The sequence below is a fragment of the Peribacillus sp. NPDC060253 genome (assembly GCF_042727425.1).
In the GTDB taxonomy this organism is placed as follows: Bacteria; Bacillota; Bacilli; order Bacillales; family DSM-1321; genus Peribacillus.
This window is the reverse complement of record NZ_JBHXAS010000036.1, coordinates 22,619-42,190: the sequence shown is the minus strand read 5'-3', so window position 1 is coordinate 42,190 and position 19,572 is coordinate 22,619. Positions and strand designations below refer to the sequence as shown.

Here is a 19,572-nt window from a genome sequence, read left to right as displayed (position 1 = left end):
TTGTATTATTATATATTTATTGCTATTAGATAGTAACGACTTCCGCTACATAAAAAATATCCTTTATTAAAAACGGAGGTGATTGTGTTGAGTTTTTTTAAAAAACTTTTAGGACAAGAGTATGTTTCACCAGAAGAAAAAGAAAAGGCACTTATAATCAAAGAGGAGAAACGTCAACAAAGAGAAGTGGAATATCAGATCGCCCAACAGCAAAAAAAGAAAAAGCAAGCTGCTGACATGCAATTAATTGAGAAATATTTCGGAAAGAGTGCTGTTTTTTTCAATAGGGTAGGTTTTTCTCTCTATAAAAGTACAATTATCCATTTTGAAAAATATATTAAATCCCCCGATGAGGAAGTTTTAATAGCTATACCTGCTGAGTATGATAAAACGAAAAAAAGAGAAATCAAGGGCATGCTTATTGCAACCAGCCACAGACTTATATTTGTTACTAATGGAATAGGTCACGGTGAGTTCACCGAAGCTTTCGATTATCGAAAAATGAATGGCATTTCATTAGCTCCGGATGGGTTTGCTCAAAAAGAGTTATTAATCGATTATGGACGAACCCGCAAAATCTTTGACGACATAGCAAACGACGATCAACTCAAACAGTTTCTCAAAGTTGTTAGAAGTAAAATGAACGAGTCAAAACGGGTTACTGGAATAAGCAAAGCTAAAAATAAAGCAGCCGCACATTCAGATGATAAGTATGAGAAGCTTGCTCAAATTGCTAAATTAAGTGATCAGGGCGTGCTAACTGAAGAAGAATTTGAAATAGAAAAACAAAAGATTTTAAACTCATGAGGTGAAAATTTTGAAGTTTATTAAATGGATTATGATTGTTATTGCTCTATTTATAATTTTATCTACTATTATCACTACCCCTTTTGCTTGGATAGGTCTAATAATTTTCTTGTTTGGTATTTACCAAATGATTCAACGTAGTAAAGGAAGAGTGACGTTTTCAAAACCTGGATGGATAGTTTTAGCAGGATTCTTACTTAGTTGCATACTATCTATGATTTTTGTAGAACCAGTAAAAGAAACCGTACCTAAAGAAAAGAAGGAAATTACTCTTAAACAAGAGCAAAAAGAAGCTGAACGTTTGGCGGAAGAACAAAAGAAGAAGGAAGAAGCTGCTCGATTAGCTGAGGAACAAAAGAAAAAGAAAGAAGCTGTTCGATTAGCTGAAGAACAAAAGGAAAAGGAGGAAGCTGCTCGATTAGCTGAGGAACAAAAGAAAAAGGAAGAAGCTGCTCGATTAGCTGAAGAGCAAAAGAAAAAGGAAGAAGCTGCTCGATTAGCTGAGGAACAAAAGAAAAAGGAAGAAGCTGCTCAATTAGCTGAGGAACAAAAGAAAAAGGAAGAAGCTGCTCGATTAGCTGAAGAAAAAAAGGAACAAGAGGCGGTCACCAGGGTTTATTATGAGAACTGTGATGCCGTACGATCCGCCGGTGCAGCGCCTGTATATGAAGGGAATCCTGGTTACGGCAAGCACCTAGACCGTGATGGTGATGGAATTGGTTGTGATAAGTAAAGTAAGCCTGAGAGGACTAGTAGATAGTCCTCTTTCTTTTATTAAAAGGCTCTGTTAAAGATTAGTGTTGATTTTCTTATTGGACCAAGTCGATTAAAATATTTGATAAACAATAAACATATTTTCGTCACATACTACAATACTGGACGATAACTTACTTTCGATTTTCACAAGGAGGAACAGAGATGGCAATGTATGTTTATAAGGATGACGGTCGAACAGAGAAATTATTAGCAAAAAACGCGCAGAGGCAGGACAAGGGAATTCGCTATTACTGTCCAAATCCCAAATGTAACGCCCATATGCATATATCGAATATTGATGGAGTATCCGCATCATATTTTCGTGCAAGTTCTTCTCATAGGCATATAGAAGGCTGTCCATATGGAACTTCAAATGGATTTAATCCAAATAATTATAATGAAGATAAATTCGAATTTGACAATGCATTACTAGCATTAATGATGCCAAGCAAGCCGCAGACTAAAAAAGAAACTCCTGGAGAACATGGAAATGGTACAACAACATCAAAGCCAATACGAACAATTCGTCAGATATATTCAATGTGTAAGAATTGTGACTATTCTGATACATATAACGGTTTATCAATTGGTAAAATGCTACTGGATAACAGAAGCATTCACATGTACCCTAAAGGTGTTTTCGGTTGGAGAATCATTGAAGCCAAATGTAAAAGGCCACATTTCTATAACTCTACTAAAATGGAAATTTCGCTGATTGCTTCTACTGATGGAGAGGAATACACTTTTATTTTAAATTTTGACGATGAAGTGTTGTTTAAGGAAATAAAGAACGATATTTTTCCAAACAAAGAGTACCTTATAGTTGTTGCAGGGCAATGGAGTTCTTCGGGAACTTTTAATGTATTTTATACTAAGTTTTCGAGTAAAAAACAGTTAGCGATTATAAAATAGATTAGTGAAATCCATATTTTTTATCATATATACATAAAAGTGTAGTATTTATTCCTTAGCAGAGAATGAGAAGTGGCAATATGGTTGAGCCAGTTAATCCACGGTTATGTAGGAAATCAAAAATCAACGGGACATCTACGAACAGAACGAAAAAAATTAAAGGATTTGTGCGCAAATAAATTGAATTTCACCCTGAATAGGATAGAGTCTTAGATTGCAGAAAAAGAAAGCATATTAGTAAAAGGTTTTAAAACAGATCGAAGCAGATACAATAATTTGTTTGAAAAGCAGATGAGCATTGCTATAGATAATTTCGAGTTTTTGTATTAAAAAGAAGTACTAAGAAAAAGGGGACAAAAGGAAGGTAATTTTGTCCTCCGTTTTGTCCTCTTCTTTTATTTGTCTCATGTAATATCATTTAGTCGAATCTTGGCAAAAGCCTCATATGAAGAACTTTTTTATAACCTATTTCTTTCTATTATATAAAAAAATGAATGGGTGGCATGATGTAATAGGGTTTTAAATCCCTTGATATAAAGGGGTTTAACGAGTTTTTAGAAATTAATGCTCACCTATTTGCTCACCTAACATGTGAATATTTTTAAAGATGAAGGTCTTTCATCAGTTTACTGAACTGATGGGAGGCCTTTTCTTCCATGCTGTCAGTCATATGAGCATAGATGTTCATAGTTGTGATGCTGCGAGAAGAATTTCTCTTCATTATTCTTTTATAGTGTTTACTGGAAAGGTGCTAAATGACCTTTTTAATCGTGAAGGATTAGATGTGGATCTAAACGCTCTGGAGGCACTTTTCTACAATATATCAAATGAGAACAAGGCAGTTGATAGACCTTTATTAGAGCTGGAACAGTTACTTGAAGTGAATGATTCAAATCGTAACAGATTATATGTAGAATATGAACCTACACAAACTATTAGTGCTCTATATCACAATGGGGAATTGTATTTAACCCCTGCTTACATTAACGAGAGTTTAGGGGTAAATGCAAAACAAATTCGATCTGCCTGGTTGAAAAGAAATGTCACAGTCACTTTCATAAAATATGGATAAATTTTAGATTATATGGAAAAAGCTTATCACTTTCTCTGTGTTGATTGACTATTGACTTGCTGAAACATATCGTTAATGTGAAGAAAAATAGAAGAAGGCGATTGTACATGAAAACTGCTATAGGCATGATATTAGAGGAACGAATATAGCGATTGAATTTGTACAAGAGGATGGTGACGTCCTAACAGCACATGAATTTCCGACCTAAGTAAAATACCAGGTTGTGCTAACAACTTGGGTGTATCGTGTGTAAAAGAAATCAATGCAACAGTTCCCAACCATTACAGGAATCGGCATAGGTACTCCGGCTCTGCCAGATTAGAAACAAGTGAAGGTACTAAATCCACACAATCTAAATCGTGGCGTGGTTATCCTATAGTACAAAATATTGATAGCGCTTTCCTAATGCCGATCCATGCAGTTCAAATATTAAATCCTAAGCTGTTCCTATTAGGCGGTGGTGCCATCATCGAACAGCCAGCATTTTATTAATGGCTAGTAGAAAATGACCAATTACCTTTTACACCAAGATGGCTAATTACTGAAGATAGAAAAAGCGTCATGGTACATTGACGGGAATAAAGAGTGCTGCGGCTACTATCCTGTCGAAGGATTGAGATATAGGAGGGAAAAACAAAATGGAATTTAAGACTACTGCGCATATTATTTCTCACTCCCACTGGGATCGGGAATGGTATATGCCTTTTGAAAAGCATCGTTACTACTTAGTGAAGTTGATGGATACACTTATCGATTTGTTTGAAAAGGGGGAAGATTTTCAGAGCTTTCACTTGGATGGACAAATGATTATTTTGGAAGATTATTTCCAAATTCGTCCAGATAAAAAAGAATTGATTAAGAAGCTAATACAAGAAAAAAAGCTTCATATTGGTCCGTGGTATGTGTTACAGGACGCATTTTTAACAAGCTCGGAAGCGAATGTCAGAAATATGTTGTATGGATTACAAGCTGCAAAGGAATACGGTGCTGTGTCAAAGGTAGGGTACTTCCCAGATACATTTGGCATTTACGGGCAAGCACCTCAATTGCTTCAGCAAGCTAATATTAAAACTGCTGCGTTTGGGAGAGGTGTAAAACCAACTGGATTTAATAATATGGTGAGCGATGCGAAAACATTTGAATCGCCATTTTCAGAACTTAAGTGGGAGTCGCCAGATGGCTCGGCAGTGCTTGGTGTGTTGTTTGCAAATTGGTATTCCAACGGCAATGAAGTACCAGTTGATAGAGAGAGTGCGAAAAAGTATTGGGAAACAAAACTAGCTGATGCTAAGAAATATTCTTCAACATCAAATCTTCTTTTCATGAATGGTTGTGATCATCAGCCAATTCAAGTGGATATAGGAGAAGCAATCAAGGTGGCTGAAGAACTTTTTCCGGATATCACGTTTGTACACTCTAATTTTGATGATTATATGGAAGTACTTCAGGAATCATTACCAGAACAACTTCAGACGATTACGGGTGAACTGCGGAATCAACGTACAGATGGGTGGTCAACTCTTGTAAATACAGCCTCTGCCCGTATCTATCTAAAGCAGATGAATCAAGAGTGTCAAACACTTTTAGAAAAGGTGGCTGAGCCACTTTCTGTGTTTTCATATTTTCTTGGTCATGAATATCCACGTGATTATTTACGATATGCTTGGAAAACTCTGATGGAAAACCATCCTCATGACAGTATTTGCGGTTGTAGTGTCGATGAAGTACATCGAGAAATGGTAACTCGTTTTGAGAAGGTTCAGCAGACGGCATCAACTATTATCGAGGAAAAGGCCAATGAAGTTGTATCTCATATTTCAACGAAACAAAGTGTTGTTGATGAGGATATGATTCCAGTTGTTGTTTTTAACACATCAGGAAATACGCGAGATGTGGTTATCGAAAAAGAAGTTGAACTAGAAAAAGTCTATTTTTCAGATATGCCTTTTTCAGAGATTCCAGATTTCCTTGGTTCGAAGGATTTACCTGATATTAATTTGGTTGATAAAAGTGGTACGGAACATGATTGTAAAACAAAGGACCTTGGTACCCGTTTTGGATATGAGTTACCAGGAGATGGTTTCCGACGTCCTTATTATGCAAGAATTATCAAATTAACATTCCTAGCTCAATCTCTTCCGGGCTATGGATATAAAACATTTTATATCAAACCGGCACCGGCCAAGGAAACGAAGTTGAATGAACAGCCATCGATTAATCAATGTGCTCGTGAATTGGAGAATGAATTTGTTCATTTGTTTGTTCATGAAAATGGTTCGTATACATTGACTGACAAACAGACTGGGAAAGTATTCGAAAATCTAGGAATCTATGAAAATAGCGGGGACATTGGTAACGAATATATGTTTAGGAAGCCAACTGGTGAAGTTCCACTTACTACGAAAGATTTGAAAGCGGAGATAAGAGTAGTTGAAGACCATTCATTACGTTCCGTTATGGAACTTGTTCATGAGTGGGAGATTCCAAAAGAGGCCGATGAAAAGTTTCAACGAGAAAAGGAACGATTAGTTTGGCATAAGGACCGGCTATCAGGTCGATCTTCTGAAAATGTAACAATTCGTTTAACTACACATATTCAGTTAGATCAAAAAGCGAAGGGGCCATCTGTTAAGGTTACAATTGAAAATCAAGCAAAGGATCATCGTCTACGCGTTCTTTTTCCAACTAATCTAAGTACGAATGAACACTATGCAGACAGTGTTTTTGAAGTGGCAAAACGTCCTAATATACCTGAAAGAGAGTGGGACAATCCTAGTTTCGATCATCACCAACAGGCTTTTGTAAGTGTAACAGATGGAAAGCATGGGATGACAATTGCGAATAAAGGATTACATGAGTATGAAATCCTTGAGGAACAACAAACAATAGCCGTTACGATTCTACGTTCAACTTCTGAGTTAGGGGATTGGGGTCTATTTCCGACACCAGACGCTCAATGTATTGGAACGTACCAAGCAGAATGGATGGTTATCCCTCACAAAGGTACAGTGGTTGAGTCAGAAGTATTCAAAGAGGCGTATGACTTCCAAGTGCCTGTGATTGCTGTACAAACAGATGTACATGAAGGGTTACTTCCAACCGAAAAGACATTTTTTACTTGGGAAGGTAAATCGTTAGCAATCTCTTCTATCAAGTTAGCGGAGGAAAGAGATGATGTAATTGCTCGATGGTTTAACACATCTGAAAAAGAAACAATGGTAATTGCTCAACCAATGCAAGGTACAAATAGCTATAAGAGTACTATCGTTGAGAATGTGAAAGAGCCGTTTGAAAATACGCAAATTCAAGAAAAAGTAAAACCGTTTGAAATTATTAGCCTTGGTTGGCAAGTGAAGGAGTGAAGGTAATGAACACTGAGAAAACAATCCCACAATCACTATCTTATTTAATCGAAAAGGTGAAGAAGAATTTTCCTGAAGATAAAAAGCTTCAGGAAATGTTTGAACAATGTTTTGTTAATACGTATGTAACAACACTAAAGCCACAAGAAGATGGATCAACATTTGTCATTACTGGTGATATTCCAGCTATGTGGTTAAGAGATTCAGCTGCCCAAGTACGTCCATATTTACTTGCTGCTGAAGAGGATGAAGAAATGGCGAAATTAATTGAAGGTGTTGTTCGTCGTCAAATGAACTATATCGTTCATGACCCATATGCAAATGCATTCAATGAAACCGCTAATGGAAAAGGCCATCAAGATGATAAAACTGATATGTCCCCAATGACATGGGAACGTAAATATGAAATTGACTCACTTTGCTATCCAATTCAGCTTTCTTATCTTTTGTGGAAATCAACTGGAAGAACGGCCTACTTTGATGACACATTTGTAAAAGCATTGAACAAGATTTTGCATGTCTGGAAAGTGGAACAAAATCATGAGGATGAATCATCATATAGCTTTGAAAGAATGGATGTAAGACAATCAGATACTCTGAACAGGGATGGGAAAGGATCTAAAACTGTGAGAACAGGAATGACTTGGAGTGGATTTAGACCAAGTGATGATGCTTGTTTATATGGTTATTTAGTACCTGCAAATATGTTTGCGGTAGTAGTACTAGGTTATGCATCAGAGATTTGTAGAGAAGTGTTAAAGGATGAAAGTCTTGCAAAGCAATGTGAGCAACTAGCTTCAGAGATAAAAGCAGGAATAGAAGAACATGCAGTGTTAGAACATCCGATTTATGGAGATTTATATGTCTATGAAACGGATGGAATGGGAAGATATCATCTTATGGATGATGCGAACATCCCTAGTTTACTAGCAGCTCCTTATCTGGGCTGGTGCCAATTTGATGATAAAACCTATCAGAATACTCGCCGCTTTTTATTAAGTAGAGATAATCCTTACTTTTATGAAGGAAAAGTGGCCAATGGAATTGGGAGTCCTCATACACCCGATCATTATATATGGCATATTGCATTAGCAATTGAGGGGATGACATCTACAGATGCTTCTGATAAAAAGAGAATTTTGGAAGAGATGAAGCAATCAGATGGAGGAACTGGATTTATGCATGAGGGCTTTAATGCAGACCAACCAGAAGAATTTACGAGAGAGTGGTTCTCTTGGGCGAATTCGATGTTTAGTGAATTTGTATTAAGTTTATGTGGTTTTGCAGTTAAAGGTAGTCCGCTTTATAAAAAGCTACAAGAAAAATAATATCTAAGTTAAGACACAGTACCGCATCTTGGTTGTTACAGAGGATAGATAAAATAACCTTACTAATAGGGGTGGGAATTTGTTGAAAATAAGATATGGTCTTGTCACTACGTTCTTAGGTTTGCTTTTAGTTTGTGTACTTCCGATTACGGGCTTTGCAAAACAGCCGGAATCATCTTATTGGTATCCTGATACATTATTAAAGTGGAGTCCAGAAAATGATTCTGATGCTGTATATAACAAAAGTACTGTTCCATTAGCTGATAGAGAAGTTGTTTTCAATGTGAATGAAACATCTCAGTCAGAAGCTAAATTGGTTGCCTTATCGGCATTAAATCCCAACACAAGCGGGGTTCCATCTCAAGGCGGAAATAAATTTTTTGCAAATACATTTAGCTACTGGCAGTATGTTGATTTAATGGTGTATTGGGCGGGTTCTGCTGGAGAAGGAATCATTACTCCTCCAAGTGCTGATGTGATTGATGCTTCTCATAAAAATGGCGTTCCAATCTTAGGTACTATTTTCTTTCCTCCAATAACGTACGGAGGACAAGAAAAATGGGTAGACCAAATGATTACACAGCGAGAGGATGGTTCATTTCCTGCTGCTGACAAACTTTTAGAGGTTGCTAAATATTACGGATTTGACGGCTGGTTTATCAACCAAGAAACAGCAGGTGGAAATAATGAAACTGCACAAAAAACGAAAAAGTTTTTAAAATATCTACAAGACAATAAGCAAGAAGACATGCACATTATGTGGTATGACTCAATGGTAGAAAACGGATCAATTAACTGGCAAAATCACTTAACAGATCGTAATAAAATGTTCTTACAAGATGATAATGACAGAATTTCCGACAGTATGTTTTTAAATTTCTGGTGGACGAATCAACAATCTTCTCATGATAAGGCATTGGAAATTGGTAGAAGTCCATATGACCTATATACGGGCATTGATGTAGAAGCAAATGGAACAAAGACAAACATTCCTTGGAATGGCATTTTCCCTGAAGGACAAAAACCTTTGACTTCCTTAGGGATTTACCGTCCAGACTGGGCTTTTAAAACAACTGAAACAATGGAAGCGTTCTATCAGAAAGAACAAGAATTCTGGACTGGAAAAGCTGGGGATCCCCGCAAGACTGGTGAAAATGGAAACTGGAAAGGGATGGCTCACTATTTTACTGCAAAAACGGTAATTCAAGAGCTTCCGTTTGTAACGCATTTTAATACAGGTAGTGGGAAATTCTTTGCAGTAGATGGTTCTACACAAAGTATAGAAGAATGGAATAACCGTAGTTTACAAGATATTTTACCAACATGGCGCTGGTTAAAGGATAGCAAAGGGGAGCCTCTAAATGTTGATTTCGATTGGGATACAGCATTTTACGGTGGTAGCTCTTTGAAGGTTTCTGGTAACCTAACGAAAAAAAATGCGACACATGTGAAGCTTTATAAAACGAATCTACCAGTTGAAAAGGATACTGAGATCTCTGTAACCTACAAAACAGATGTGAAAAAGCCTAACATGAAGCTTGGTGTAAGTTTTGTGGATCAACCTGATGATTTTGTGTTTTTTGATGTGAAGAAAAAGAGTCGAGATCAATGGATGGAAGAAACATTTAAATTAAACAAATATAAGGGAAAAGAAATTGCAACTATTTCTCTATTCTTCGAGAGTGATGAAGCAATAAAAGATTATCAAATCAACATCGGAGAAATTAAAGTTACAAATAAACATAACGATAAAGAGGTCCCAGCTATACCAACGAAAGCTAAGGTGAAAAATCCGACTTTCTCGAAGGGACTATATGCTGATTTAGATTTATCATGGGAGTCAGTGGAAGGTGATATTCAGCATTATGAAATTTATCGCGACCTTCCTAAAGGTAAAAAAGAATTTATCGGAGCAGTTCCAAACGCTGCATACTACATTTCGAATTTACGAAGAAGTGGTAAGGAAACAGCAACTACCCTAGAAATAGTAGCTGTAACTACTGATTTTGTTCGAGGTAAAGCTGCGAAGGTAACGTTTAAATGGCCTGCATACCCACAACCAAAGGCAGACTTTAGCGTAAGTCAAACAGTTGCAGCACCAGGTGAAGAAATCCAGTTTTTTAACAATTCATCTGAAGCGACAGAAGAAGTTGAATGGCAGATTGAAGGTGGTACACCTTTAGAAAGTAATGAGAATAATCCAGTTGTAAGGTATGAAGAAGAAGGAGTGTACTCAGTTACCCTAATCGCTAAAAATAGCGAAGGAGAGGATGTCCTTACAAAAGAAGGCTTTATTACAATTTCAAAGGATGCAAAAAACATTACTAACGTTGCACTGAACAAAACTGCAACTGCTAGTGGACAATGCGCCCCCTCTGAAGGACCAAAGTACGCGATTGATGGAATCGTGACGAATAATAGTAAATGGTGTGCAGTTGGTGCAAATCATTGGTTAGAAGTCGATTTCGGTGAGGCGTTTCATCTATCAAAGTTTGTTGTCAAACATGCTGAAGCGGGTGGAGAGCCAGCAGCCTTTAATACGAGGGCATTCACGATCGAGGTAAGTCTTGACGGTGAAAATTGGACGAACGCAGTAACTGTCACAAATAATACAGATGCTATCTCAGAACATGCCATTACAACGACAGAAGCTCGATATATTCGCTTTTCTGTCCAACAACCAACACAAGGTGGAGATCAAGCAATTAGAATATTTGAAGTCGAAGCATATGGATATTAAGTAATATGATAATCGGAAAGGGGGAAAAACCCCTTTCCGATTATCATATTGGTAGGGGATGAAAAACATGGGGAGAATGTTACAAGAAGTAAGTGAATGGATCGTTAGGTTAGTATGGACGAATATTCTTTGGTTTGTATTTATTGTGGCTGGATTAGGTGTTTTTGGGATTATGCCGGCGACTGTTGCTTTATTTGCTGTTACACGAAAGTGGAAGATGAAGGACCTAGATGTTTCCTTATTGAAAACATTTAAAGAAACCTTTAAAAAAGAGTTTGTCCGTTCAAATTGTATTGGGCTGATATATGCAGTAATTGGCTTTTTTTTATATGTCGATTTAAGAATTGCTGAAAGCATGGAAGGAACGTTTTCCGTTATTCTTTATGTCTTTATTAGCTTTATCATTCTTTTATATTTGAATGCTATTGTTCACTTTTTCCCTTTGTATGTACATTATCATTACTCACTAAAGGATTACATAAAACAATCATTTATTATTTCACTTATTAGTCCTTTTTCTACATCAATGATTTGTATTGGTTTGTTTTTTATTGGCTATTTAATCACGAATATGCCGGGACTTATACCATTTATTTCAGGTGTACTTCCTGCATATTGGATTATGAATGTCTGTATAAAAAGGTTTAAAACTCTAGAAGAACAGCAATCACAAGTAAATAAACATATGAAGATCGAGGAAAGTATAAATTAATATAAAAATGGGGGATTTATATGTTTTTAGTAGAAAGAAAGCTAGAAGCAAGAATACAAGAATTGGCGCAGTACCGCTATCGTGATGGAATTGAGATTGGTCAGTTTAGTACAATTGAGGATGAGGGTGTAGTAGGCACATATCCTCCTATAGAAAAGGGTGAATCGACTTTACAACTAAGAGACCAATGGAAGGGACGAGACCGGTATCTTTGGCTACATGCAGATGTTCAACTCCCGACGGAATGGGCTGATAGAAAAGTAGTTGGTTTATTTGATTTTGGACGTACAGGCGGAGGAAATAATTCTGGATTTGAATCATTATTATTCTTAAATGGAAATCCGTACCAAGGTGTTGATTCTAACCATCAGGAAGTATTTTTTCCACCAACCGAAATAGGAAACACTGTTCAATTAGATTTCAGACTTTGGTCTGGACTTGAAGGTGGTGGAGAGCCAAAGGAGCAAATTTATACACTTGAGATGGCCCAATTGGCTTGGTTAGACGAGGCTGTAGATGATTTATATTATACATCCCTAGCAGCGTGGCAAACAATTAAAGAACTTGGTGATGACCGACCAGAAAAACATGCAATTATAAAAGTGTTGAATCAAGCTTTTATGAAAATAAATTGGAGTAAACCAGGTAATGAAGCATTTTTTAGTAGTTGTGAAATTGCTAGTGTGGAATTAAATAAAAGTCTTAACGAAATCGAAAAACATCACCCTGTGACCATTCATTGTGTTGGTCATACACATATTGATGTTGCATGGCTATGGCGTTTAAAACATACACGTGAAAAGGCTGCTCGATCTTTTTCTACTGTTTTAAGATTAATGGAGCAATATCCGGAATATTATTTTCTCCAAACACAGCCACAGTTATATGAGTATATTAAAGAAGACTACCCAGAAATCTATGAAAATATTAAAAAGCGTGTAAAAGAAGGTCGTTGGGAAACTGAAGGTGCAATGTGGTTAGAAGCAGATTGTAATATTCCTAGCGGGGAATCACTAGTGAGACAAATTTTGTACGGGAAGGAATTCTTTAAAAGGGAATTTGAGGTAGATTGCAAGTATCTATGGCTGCCAGATGTATTTGGGTATTGCTGGGCACTTCCACAAATTTTGAAAAAGTCAGGAATCGATACATTTATGACCACTAAAATAAGTTGGAATCAGTATAATCGTATGCCAAATGATACTTTTAAATGGCGTGGAATTGATGGGACAGAAATCCTAACTCATTTTGTAACCACTCCTGAACCTTGGAATTCGGAAGATTCGTGGTTTTATACATATAATGGGCTGATTACCGCAAAGACTGTAAACGGTGCATGGAATTCATACCGGAATAAAGATGTTAACCAAGATTTACTTCTTTCCTATGGGTATGGTGATGGGGGTGGAGGAGTCAATCGAGAGATGATAGAGCTTCGTCGCAGATTTGAGAATATGCCAGGACTGCCAAAAGTAAAAACGGCAAAAGCTGGAGAGTACTTCCAAAAGTTACACGAAAATATTGAGAATTCAAATGAGTATGTCCACACTTGGGACGGTGAATTGTACCTTGAATACCACAGGGGGACCTATACAAGTCAAGCATATACAAAACGAATGAATCGTAAACTCGAGTTGAGTTATAGGGAGTCGGAATGGTTGTCTGTGTGGAACTCTCTAATGTCATCATGGGCGAAATATCCTAAGCAACAGCTTGATGAAGGTTGGAAGATTATTTTGCGAAATCAATTCCATGATATTATTCCTGGTTCATCCATTAAGGAAGTATATGAAGATGCAAAAGTGGAATATAAACAAGCAGAAGATATACAACTCGAAATTGATCAGAATAATTTCAATGAGTTTATTGAACCTAAACATGGAACGTATACAGTCTTCAATGCAACTAGTTGGCAAGATCAACAAAGTGCATTCATCCCATACGATCAAACGAATGATGTGGTTGGAGGATGGATATCAGGTTCAGGGGAAATTCTAAATAGCCAACGAACTGAAAATGGTTGGTTAGTTGAATTAGAGGAGACCAAACAATTTGGTGCAGTAGAAATTCAATTCAAACAAGATCCTATGGTAGAAAATAAAACACCATTTCTTATTAAGGGAATGTTGTTGGAAACACCTTTTTATCAAGTTGCATGGAATGACTCCCTTCAACTGACTCGAATATTTGATAAGGAAGCTAGGCGTGAAGTACTAGCACAACAGGAAAAAGGAAACATCATTCAAATTTTTGAAGATAAACCATTAGCACACGATGCGTGGGATATTGATTTGTATTACCAAGAAAAAATGGAGGAAATCCGTGAAGTAGTATCAAGTGAAGTTGTTGAAAATGGTCCGCTTCGTATTGTCATCCGGACGAAATGGAAGTATCAAAGTTCTTTGGTTGAACAAGATATGATTTTCTATGCTCAAAATAGACGTATTGATTTTAAAACAAAAGTGGATTGGCATGAGCAACGTAAGTTAATGAAGGTAGCATTCCCAGTTGATATTCGTTCTACCGAAGCAACTTATGATATTCAATTTGGTAATGTTAAGAGACCGACACATTGGAATACGAGCTGGGATATGGCACGATTTGAAACAGTTGGACATCAGTGGGCAGACCTTTCTGAAACAGGGTACGGAGTGAGTTTGTTAAATGATTGCAAATACGGGTATGACATTAAAGACCAAACGATTCGCTTATCCTTGCTAAAAGCAGCAATCCACCCTGATCCAACCGCAGATCAAGGAGAACACGAGTTTACGTATTCACTGCTACCTCATCAGGGAGATTGGAGAGTTGGGCAAACAGTAAAGCAAGCTTGGTTTATAAATAATCGATTGAAAGTAGTGAAAGGTGGATTTTCACCAGCGGAAAGCTCGTTTATGAATGTGAATAACGATCATGTTAAGATCGATGCGATAAAGAAAAAAGAGGGCGATGACGCAGTAATTATTCGCCTTCATGAGTATGAAGGGCGACGCGGAAATGTCTTGATTGAATTCCCAAGAAACGTTAAAAAATGGTATGAAACAAACTTGATGGAACAAGTTGATAGCAAGAAACAAACCGAACAAATCGACTTTGAAATAAAACCGTATGAAATTAAAACAATATTAGTCTATTTTCATGATGAAATAAGATAATACTATTCATCCCTCTGTCGGGCAGTGAATCAACTTCACTTTCCGACAGAAAATACAGTAAAATGGTAGTTGAGTACGTAAATCTGCATGGAAGGAGATAAGGGATGTTCTTTGAGTTAGTAAGTCATCATGGGAGGATATAAAGGATGTTCTTGAGTAATATAATAAGGCGGCTAACGAATAAGGTGTTTAGCAAAATTTTAATCACTTATTCCGTAACGATCCTTCTTACAATGTTTCTGTTACTGCTTGTATTATCACGCTATTATACAGAAGTTATTATCCAGAAAGAAATGGACGCAAGTACAGAAACACTAGAACGGGTTGAATCTTATCTCCAGCAAAAAGATGAGCATGTACAATATGTTATGCAAGAATTATATTTAAAAACAGATCTTATTTATAATGATATTGCATTTGCATTGCAGCATGATTATGATTCATATCTTGCGTATCGACTAGATAAGTACAGTGAAAGCTCTTCATTTATTCCGAACAACCTTAATACATTTTTCCAAGCGTATTTTAGTCAAGACCCTGATATCAATGCAGTGAGTTTAAAAAGTGTAAGCCCTGGTACAGAGTATGAATATATAAATAGCCACTATAGATGGAATAAATATATGGATAAGAGAGAGCAAAAGAAAGGGAATCAGGAAGGTATAACTGTTCATCCTCAAGACTTACAACTTCAGCAAGTTGAGTGGGAGCAAGAAAGGAGTATCTTCAACAATATTCAAATATCTCGTTCCATTAATGATCCTGCGACCCTTAAGAAATTAGGGGATCTGACGGTTTTTTATGATACAGCGGGAATACAAGATGTGATTCGTTTGAGGAAATCACAATTTAAAGGAACAGTCCATATTTTTCAACGTAATGGGGATTATCTTTACTCGTCAGACGATGGTACCATTCCAGTACCATTGAAAGATATACCATTTGAAACGAACTTCAAGAAAATAAAGTGGAAGGGAAAAAACTACTATATTAATACATTGGCTGATGACCACAGGGGCTACTTATATGTAGGTTTCATGCCTGAGGATGATATTAAGAAAATAACGATTGTTCATAGGTATATGTTATTATCTACAGTTTTACTTTCTTGTATAGCAATTGCTGTAACCTATTTTGCGATGAGATCTTATTCTAGAAGAATTAATAAAATAGAAACTGCCATTCACCAAGTTCGAGATGGAAACTTGCAAATTAGAATACCTGATAGTAGAGAAAAAGACGAGTTAACAGCCATATCAGAAAGTTTCAATGATATGTTAGATGATCTAAACATGTATATTAAAGATGTATATGTTTTAAATATCCGCCAAAGAGAGGCTGAAATGAAAGCGCTTCAGTCACAAATTCAGCCGCATTTTCTATATAATACATTGGAAGCTATTCGCATGAAAGCTATAGCTGACGGATCTAAGCCAACTAGTAATATGATTTATAGTTTAGGACAATTATTTCGTTATTCTTTAAGTAGTAAAGAAATCGTTCAAATTTCTGATGAAATCCAACATGTTAAGGAGTACATAGGTCTAAATCAGATTAGATATTCTAACCGCTTACACGTAACGTACGAGATTCCAGAAAATTGTTTAGACGAAAAAATTCTCAAATTTACCCTTCAACCCCTTATTGAAAATTATTTGATTCATGGCTTCCGAAAAGAAACAAATAATAATGAATTACTAATTAAAGTTCAAAGAATTCATCGGGAAATAGAAATAATAATAAAAGACAATGGGAGAGGTATTCCAATAGATAAACTATTGGCTATTCAAACTAAATTATTAGAAGGAACTACCACCTCTGAGGGCTCAATCGGGCTGAGTAATGTTCATCAAAGAATACAATTAAAATACGGACAAAATTATGGAATTCAGATTAGTAGTAATGAAGGAGAAGAAACTATTTTAGAAGTTAGAATTCCAGCAGCTAGGAGGGAACAGATATAACATGTATAACGTATTTTTAGTAGATGATGAACCATTTATTATTGAAGGCATGAGAGCGTTGGTACCTTGGGAAGATTATGGACTAAATGTTGTTGGTGAAGCTTCTAATGGTAGTGAGGCTATTAAAAAGTTAGAAACGTGTCATGTTGATATATTATTAACTGATATAATGATGCCCATAATGGATGGATTAGAGCTAATTAGTACGTTGAAAGAACGTCATCCTAATACAAAATATATCGTTTTATCTGGATACGAAGAATTTGAATATGTGAAAAAGGGTATGAAGCTAGGAATCGAAAATTATCTTTTAAAGCCTGTCAATGAGCAGGAACTCATTTCAACATTGGAAAATAGTATAGAGAAACTTGAGAAATCTACAAATAATGAGGAAGCCTATACTATTTTAAGAGATAATACGATTTGGCGATGTCTTAATCAAGACATCGATGCAAAAGAATGGCGTGAAAGAGTAGAGTTGTATAGTTTGGAGTTCGATGGTCAGAATCTAGCTGTTGTATTAATGCAAATATCAGATGGTGAACATGAAAACTCTTCCTTTTTCAGAAAAAGAGTAGAGGAGTTATTTCAGTCTGTCTGCATTATTAATCCAGATGGCGAACTTATCCTTTTAGTTTCATTTAATTGTGAAGATGGACTTAAGAAAAAACTAGATGAATTGAATATGCTATTTGCTGGATATGTTTCTGGAAAGTATCATATTAATGTTGGATCATTTGTTTGCTCCACAAGTGAATTGTATAAGAGCTATCAACGTGCAAAAGAGTTATCTGGCTATCGATTAGTACTCAAAGAAAGTGGACTCATAACAGATGAATTAACAAAGCAGTATACGCAAGCAAGCCTTTCTACTTCGAATGAATTGGGTGATCTAAAGAGATACATTGTTGGCTCAGAACAAGAAAAGGCTTTTTTGTGGATCAAAGATGCTTTCGATGAGATTAATAAATCTACTAAAAAGGTTGCTCCAACTATTATTAGAGGGTTCGCTATTGAAATAGTTACGTCTATCCAAAAAGATGTATCGTCACATGCAAATGATCAAACAGTAGGTATTGTAAAGCGAATTTTAGAGGCCTATTCAATTGGAATTTTAGTTGACATTCTTATTGATTTTATCGAAGGAATTTTTAGAACATTGGAACAAAAGTCGGAGCATCGAAGTCCTATTATTCAAAGCGTGGTGCAATATATTCAAGCACATTTTTATGAGGAACTTTCTTTGAAAACATTAAGCTATAAATTTCATATAAATTCGATTTACTTAGGACAACTTTTCCAGAAAGAAACTGGCTTAGTATTCTCTGAGTATATTAATCATTTAAGACTCGAAAAAGCAAAACAATTGTTGAGAGGGACACATTTAAAGGCTGGAATAATTGGAAAACAAGTTGGCTATTCGGATTCTGCTTATTTTTATAAACAGTTTAAGAAGGCGGTGGGGATTACACCATCAGCATGGAGAACAATGAATATCAAATCTTGATATCCCGTTATTCGGGATTTTTTTCGTTTTGAGGAGCGTCTCTGATCCTAAAAGAATCAAAAAATGATAAAAAATGCTGTATTAACTATCGAATGTTTAATAAGTACAGTAAATCTAAATATTGTTAACTTTATACATTTTTGACTTTTTCTTATTATATATATGTAAGGGTTTTCAATATAAGGGAGGAGGGGCTTTGTGAATCGTATCAAGAGTTTTTTCCAAGATGTTTATAAGAATCGAGTGTGGCTCCTCATGGTTTTACCAGGGACCATTTGGCTATTGTTATTTTCATATCTTCCGATGTTTGGAACTGTCATTGCCTTTAAAAATTTCCGATATGATCCGAATGGTTTTTTTGCAAGTATCCTAAATAGTGAGTGGGTTGGCTTTGAAAACTTCAAGTTTTTATTTAATACAAATGACGCCTGGATCATTACAAGAAATACGGTTCTATATAATTTAGTCTTTATCGTTGTAGGGCTTGTATTAGCAGTGTTTGTAGCGATTGTTCTAAATGAGCTCGCAAATAAGAGGTTATCTAAAATTTACCAAACAGGGATGCTGTTTCCACACTTCTTATCATGGGTTGTTGTTAGTTATTTCGTATTCACGTTTCTAAGCGTGGATAGAGGTCTACTTAATAATATACTTCTATGGTTTGGAGTAGAAGACCCTATATCGTGGTATAACGAAGCAAAATATTGGCCTTTTATTATCGTTCTAACAAGTATGTGGAAGGGCGTTGGTTATGGAAGTATTGTTTATTTAGCAGCTATAGTTGGGATTGATAAAAACTATTACGAAGCCGCTATGATAGATGGTGCGAATAAGTGGCAACAAATTCGTAATATTACGATTCCGATGATAACACCGCTCATTGTTATTTTAACCATTTTAAACGTTGGTAGAATTTTTAGTGCAGACTTTGGTCTGTTTTTTCAGGTTCCTCGTGATTCAGGTCCGTTATATTCAGTAACAAACGTTATAGATACTTATGTATACCGAGGGATAACGACAATGGGGGACATTAGTATGAGTACTGCCGCTGGTCTTTACCAATCAATTGTAGGCTTTGCATTAGTAATGCTGACAAATTATCTTGTTCAGAAAGTTGATAAAGAATATGCCCTATTTTAAAAAATCGAGAGAGAAAGGAGAGTGGCCGCAGTTTTGTGGCAAATTACAATGATAACAAATCAAAATAGCTCTCAACCTACTCCATTACCATTAAATAAAGGGAATGCTCAAAACCAA

At 36.1% G+C, this 19,572-nt stretch carries 13 protein-coding genes; all 13 read left to right on the top strand.

All coding sequences use genetic code 11. From position 1 onward, the window contains the following. Positions 1-87: 87 nt before the first annotated feature. The 13 genes from ACFWE9_RS11900 to ACFWE9_RS11840 all read left to right on the top strand — a co-directional run bounded on the left by ACFWE9_RS11900 (position 88) and on the right by ACFWE9_RS11840 (position 19,455). Positions 88-807 (top strand): PH domain-containing protein, encoded by a 720-nt coding sequence (locus ACFWE9_RS11900; RefSeq protein ID WP_230162241.1) that lies wholly within the window; start codon positions 88-90, stop codon positions 805-807. A gap of 10 nt (positions 808-817) precedes the next feature. Beyond that, positions 818-1,540 (top strand): excalibur calcium-binding domain-containing protein, encoded by a 723-nt coding sequence (locus ACFWE9_RS11895; protein WP_377356894.1) that lies wholly within the window; start codon positions 818-820, stop codon positions 1,538-1,540. Between the two features lie 185 nt (positions 1,541-1,725). Further along, positions 1,726-2,475 (top strand): hypothetical protein, encoded by a 750-nt coding sequence (locus tag ACFWE9_RS11890; protein ID WP_230162237.1) that lies wholly within the window; start codon positions 1,726-1,728, stop codon positions 2,473-2,475. A 784-nt stretch (positions 2,476-3,259) separates the two neighbouring features. Continuing rightward, positions 3,260-3,547, top strand: coding sequence for a hypothetical protein (locus tag ACFWE9_RS11885; RefSeq protein WP_377356892.1), 288 nt, complete (start codon positions 3,260-3,262; stop codon positions 3,545-3,547). 234 nt (positions 3,548-3,781) lie between these two features. Continuing rightward, positions 3,782-4,039 carry a hypothetical protein gene (locus ACFWE9_RS11880; protein WP_230162234.1) on the top strand — a complete coding sequence of 86 codons (258 nt, stop codon included), beginning with the start codon at positions 3,782-3,784 and terminating at the stop codon, positions 4,037-4,039. A 146-nt stretch (positions 4,040-4,185) separates the two neighbouring features. After that, positions 4,186-6,909 carry an alpha-mannosidase gene (locus ACFWE9_RS11875; RefSeq protein ID WP_230162232.1) on the top strand — a complete coding sequence of 908 codons (2,724 nt, stop codon included), beginning with the start codon at positions 4,186-4,188 and terminating at the stop codon, positions 6,907-6,909. Between the two features lie 5 nt (positions 6,910-6,914). After that, complete coding sequence (locus ACFWE9_RS11870) at positions 6,915-8,237, top strand: glycoside hydrolase family 125 protein (RefSeq protein WP_230162230.1); 1,323 nt, start codon at positions 6,915-6,917, stop codon at positions 8,235-8,237. Positions 8,238-8,319: 82 nt separating this feature from the next. Continuing rightward, positions 8,320-10,977, top strand: a complete 2,658-nt coding sequence (locus ACFWE9_RS11865) for an endo-beta-N-acetylglucosaminidase (RefSeq protein ID WP_230162228.1) — start codon at positions 8,320-8,322, stop codon at positions 10,975-10,977. Between the two features lie 67 nt (positions 10,978-11,044). Then, positions 11,045-11,689, top strand: coding sequence for a YesL family protein (locus tag ACFWE9_RS11860; protein WP_230162226.1), 645 nt, complete (start codon positions 11,045-11,047; stop codon positions 11,687-11,689). A 20-nt stretch (positions 11,690-11,709) separates the two neighbouring features. Further along, complete coding sequence (locus tag ACFWE9_RS11855) at positions 11,710-14,844, top strand: alpha-mannosidase (RefSeq protein ID WP_230162224.1); 3,135 nt, start codon at positions 11,710-11,712, stop codon at positions 14,842-14,844. Positions 14,845-14,990: 146 nt separating this feature from the next. Then, entirely contained in the window at positions 14,991-16,808 is a 1,818-nt protein-coding gene (locus ACFWE9_RS11850) for a sensor histidine kinase (protein WP_230162222.1), read from the top strand. Position 16,809: 1 nt separating this feature from the next. Beyond that, positions 16,810-18,315: a response regulator transcription factor gene (locus ACFWE9_RS11845; protein ID WP_230162220.1), complete on the top strand. Its 1,506-nt coding sequence runs from the start codon at positions 16,810-16,812 to the stop codon at positions 18,313-18,315. Between the two features lie 255 nt (positions 18,316-18,570). Further along, positions 18,571-19,455, top strand: a complete 885-nt coding sequence (locus ACFWE9_RS11840) for an ABC transporter permease (RefSeq protein ID WP_230162247.1) — start codon at positions 18,571-18,573, stop codon at positions 19,453-19,455. Positions 19,456-19,572: the final 117 nt, after the last annotated feature.

Excerpts from the sequence above, each read along its gene's own strand:
- ACFWE9_RS11890 (WP_230162237.1), top strand. The coding sequence starts at position 1,726 with ATGGCAATGTATGTTTATAAGGATGACGGTCGAACAGAGAAATTATTA.
- ACFWE9_RS11875 (WP_230162232.1), top strand. The coding sequence starts at position 4,186 with ATGGAATTTAAGACTACTGCGCATATTATTTCTCACTCCCACTGGGAT.
- ACFWE9_RS11870 (WP_230162230.1), top strand. The coding sequence starts at position 6,915 with ATGAACACTGAGAAAACAATCCCACAATCACTATCTTATTTAATCGAA.
- ACFWE9_RS11860 (WP_230162226.1), top strand. The coding sequence starts at position 11,045 with ATGGGGAGAATGTTACAAGAAGTAAGTGAATGGATCGTTAGGTTAGTA.
- ACFWE9_RS11855 (WP_230162224.1), top strand. The coding sequence starts at position 11,710 with ATGTTTTTAGTAGAAAGAAAGCTAGAAGCAAGAATACAAGAATTGGCG.
- ACFWE9_RS11850 (WP_230162222.1), top strand. The coding sequence starts at position 14,991 with ATGTTCTTGAGTAATATAATAAGGCGGCTAACGAATAAGGTGTTTAGC.
- ACFWE9_RS11845 (WP_230162220.1), top strand. The coding sequence starts at position 16,810 with ATGTATAACGTATTTTTAGTAGATGATGAACCATTTATTATTGAAGGC.
- ACFWE9_RS11840 (WP_230162247.1), top strand. The coding sequence starts at position 18,571 with ATGGTTTTACCAGGGACCATTTGGCTATTGTTATTTTCATATCTTCCG.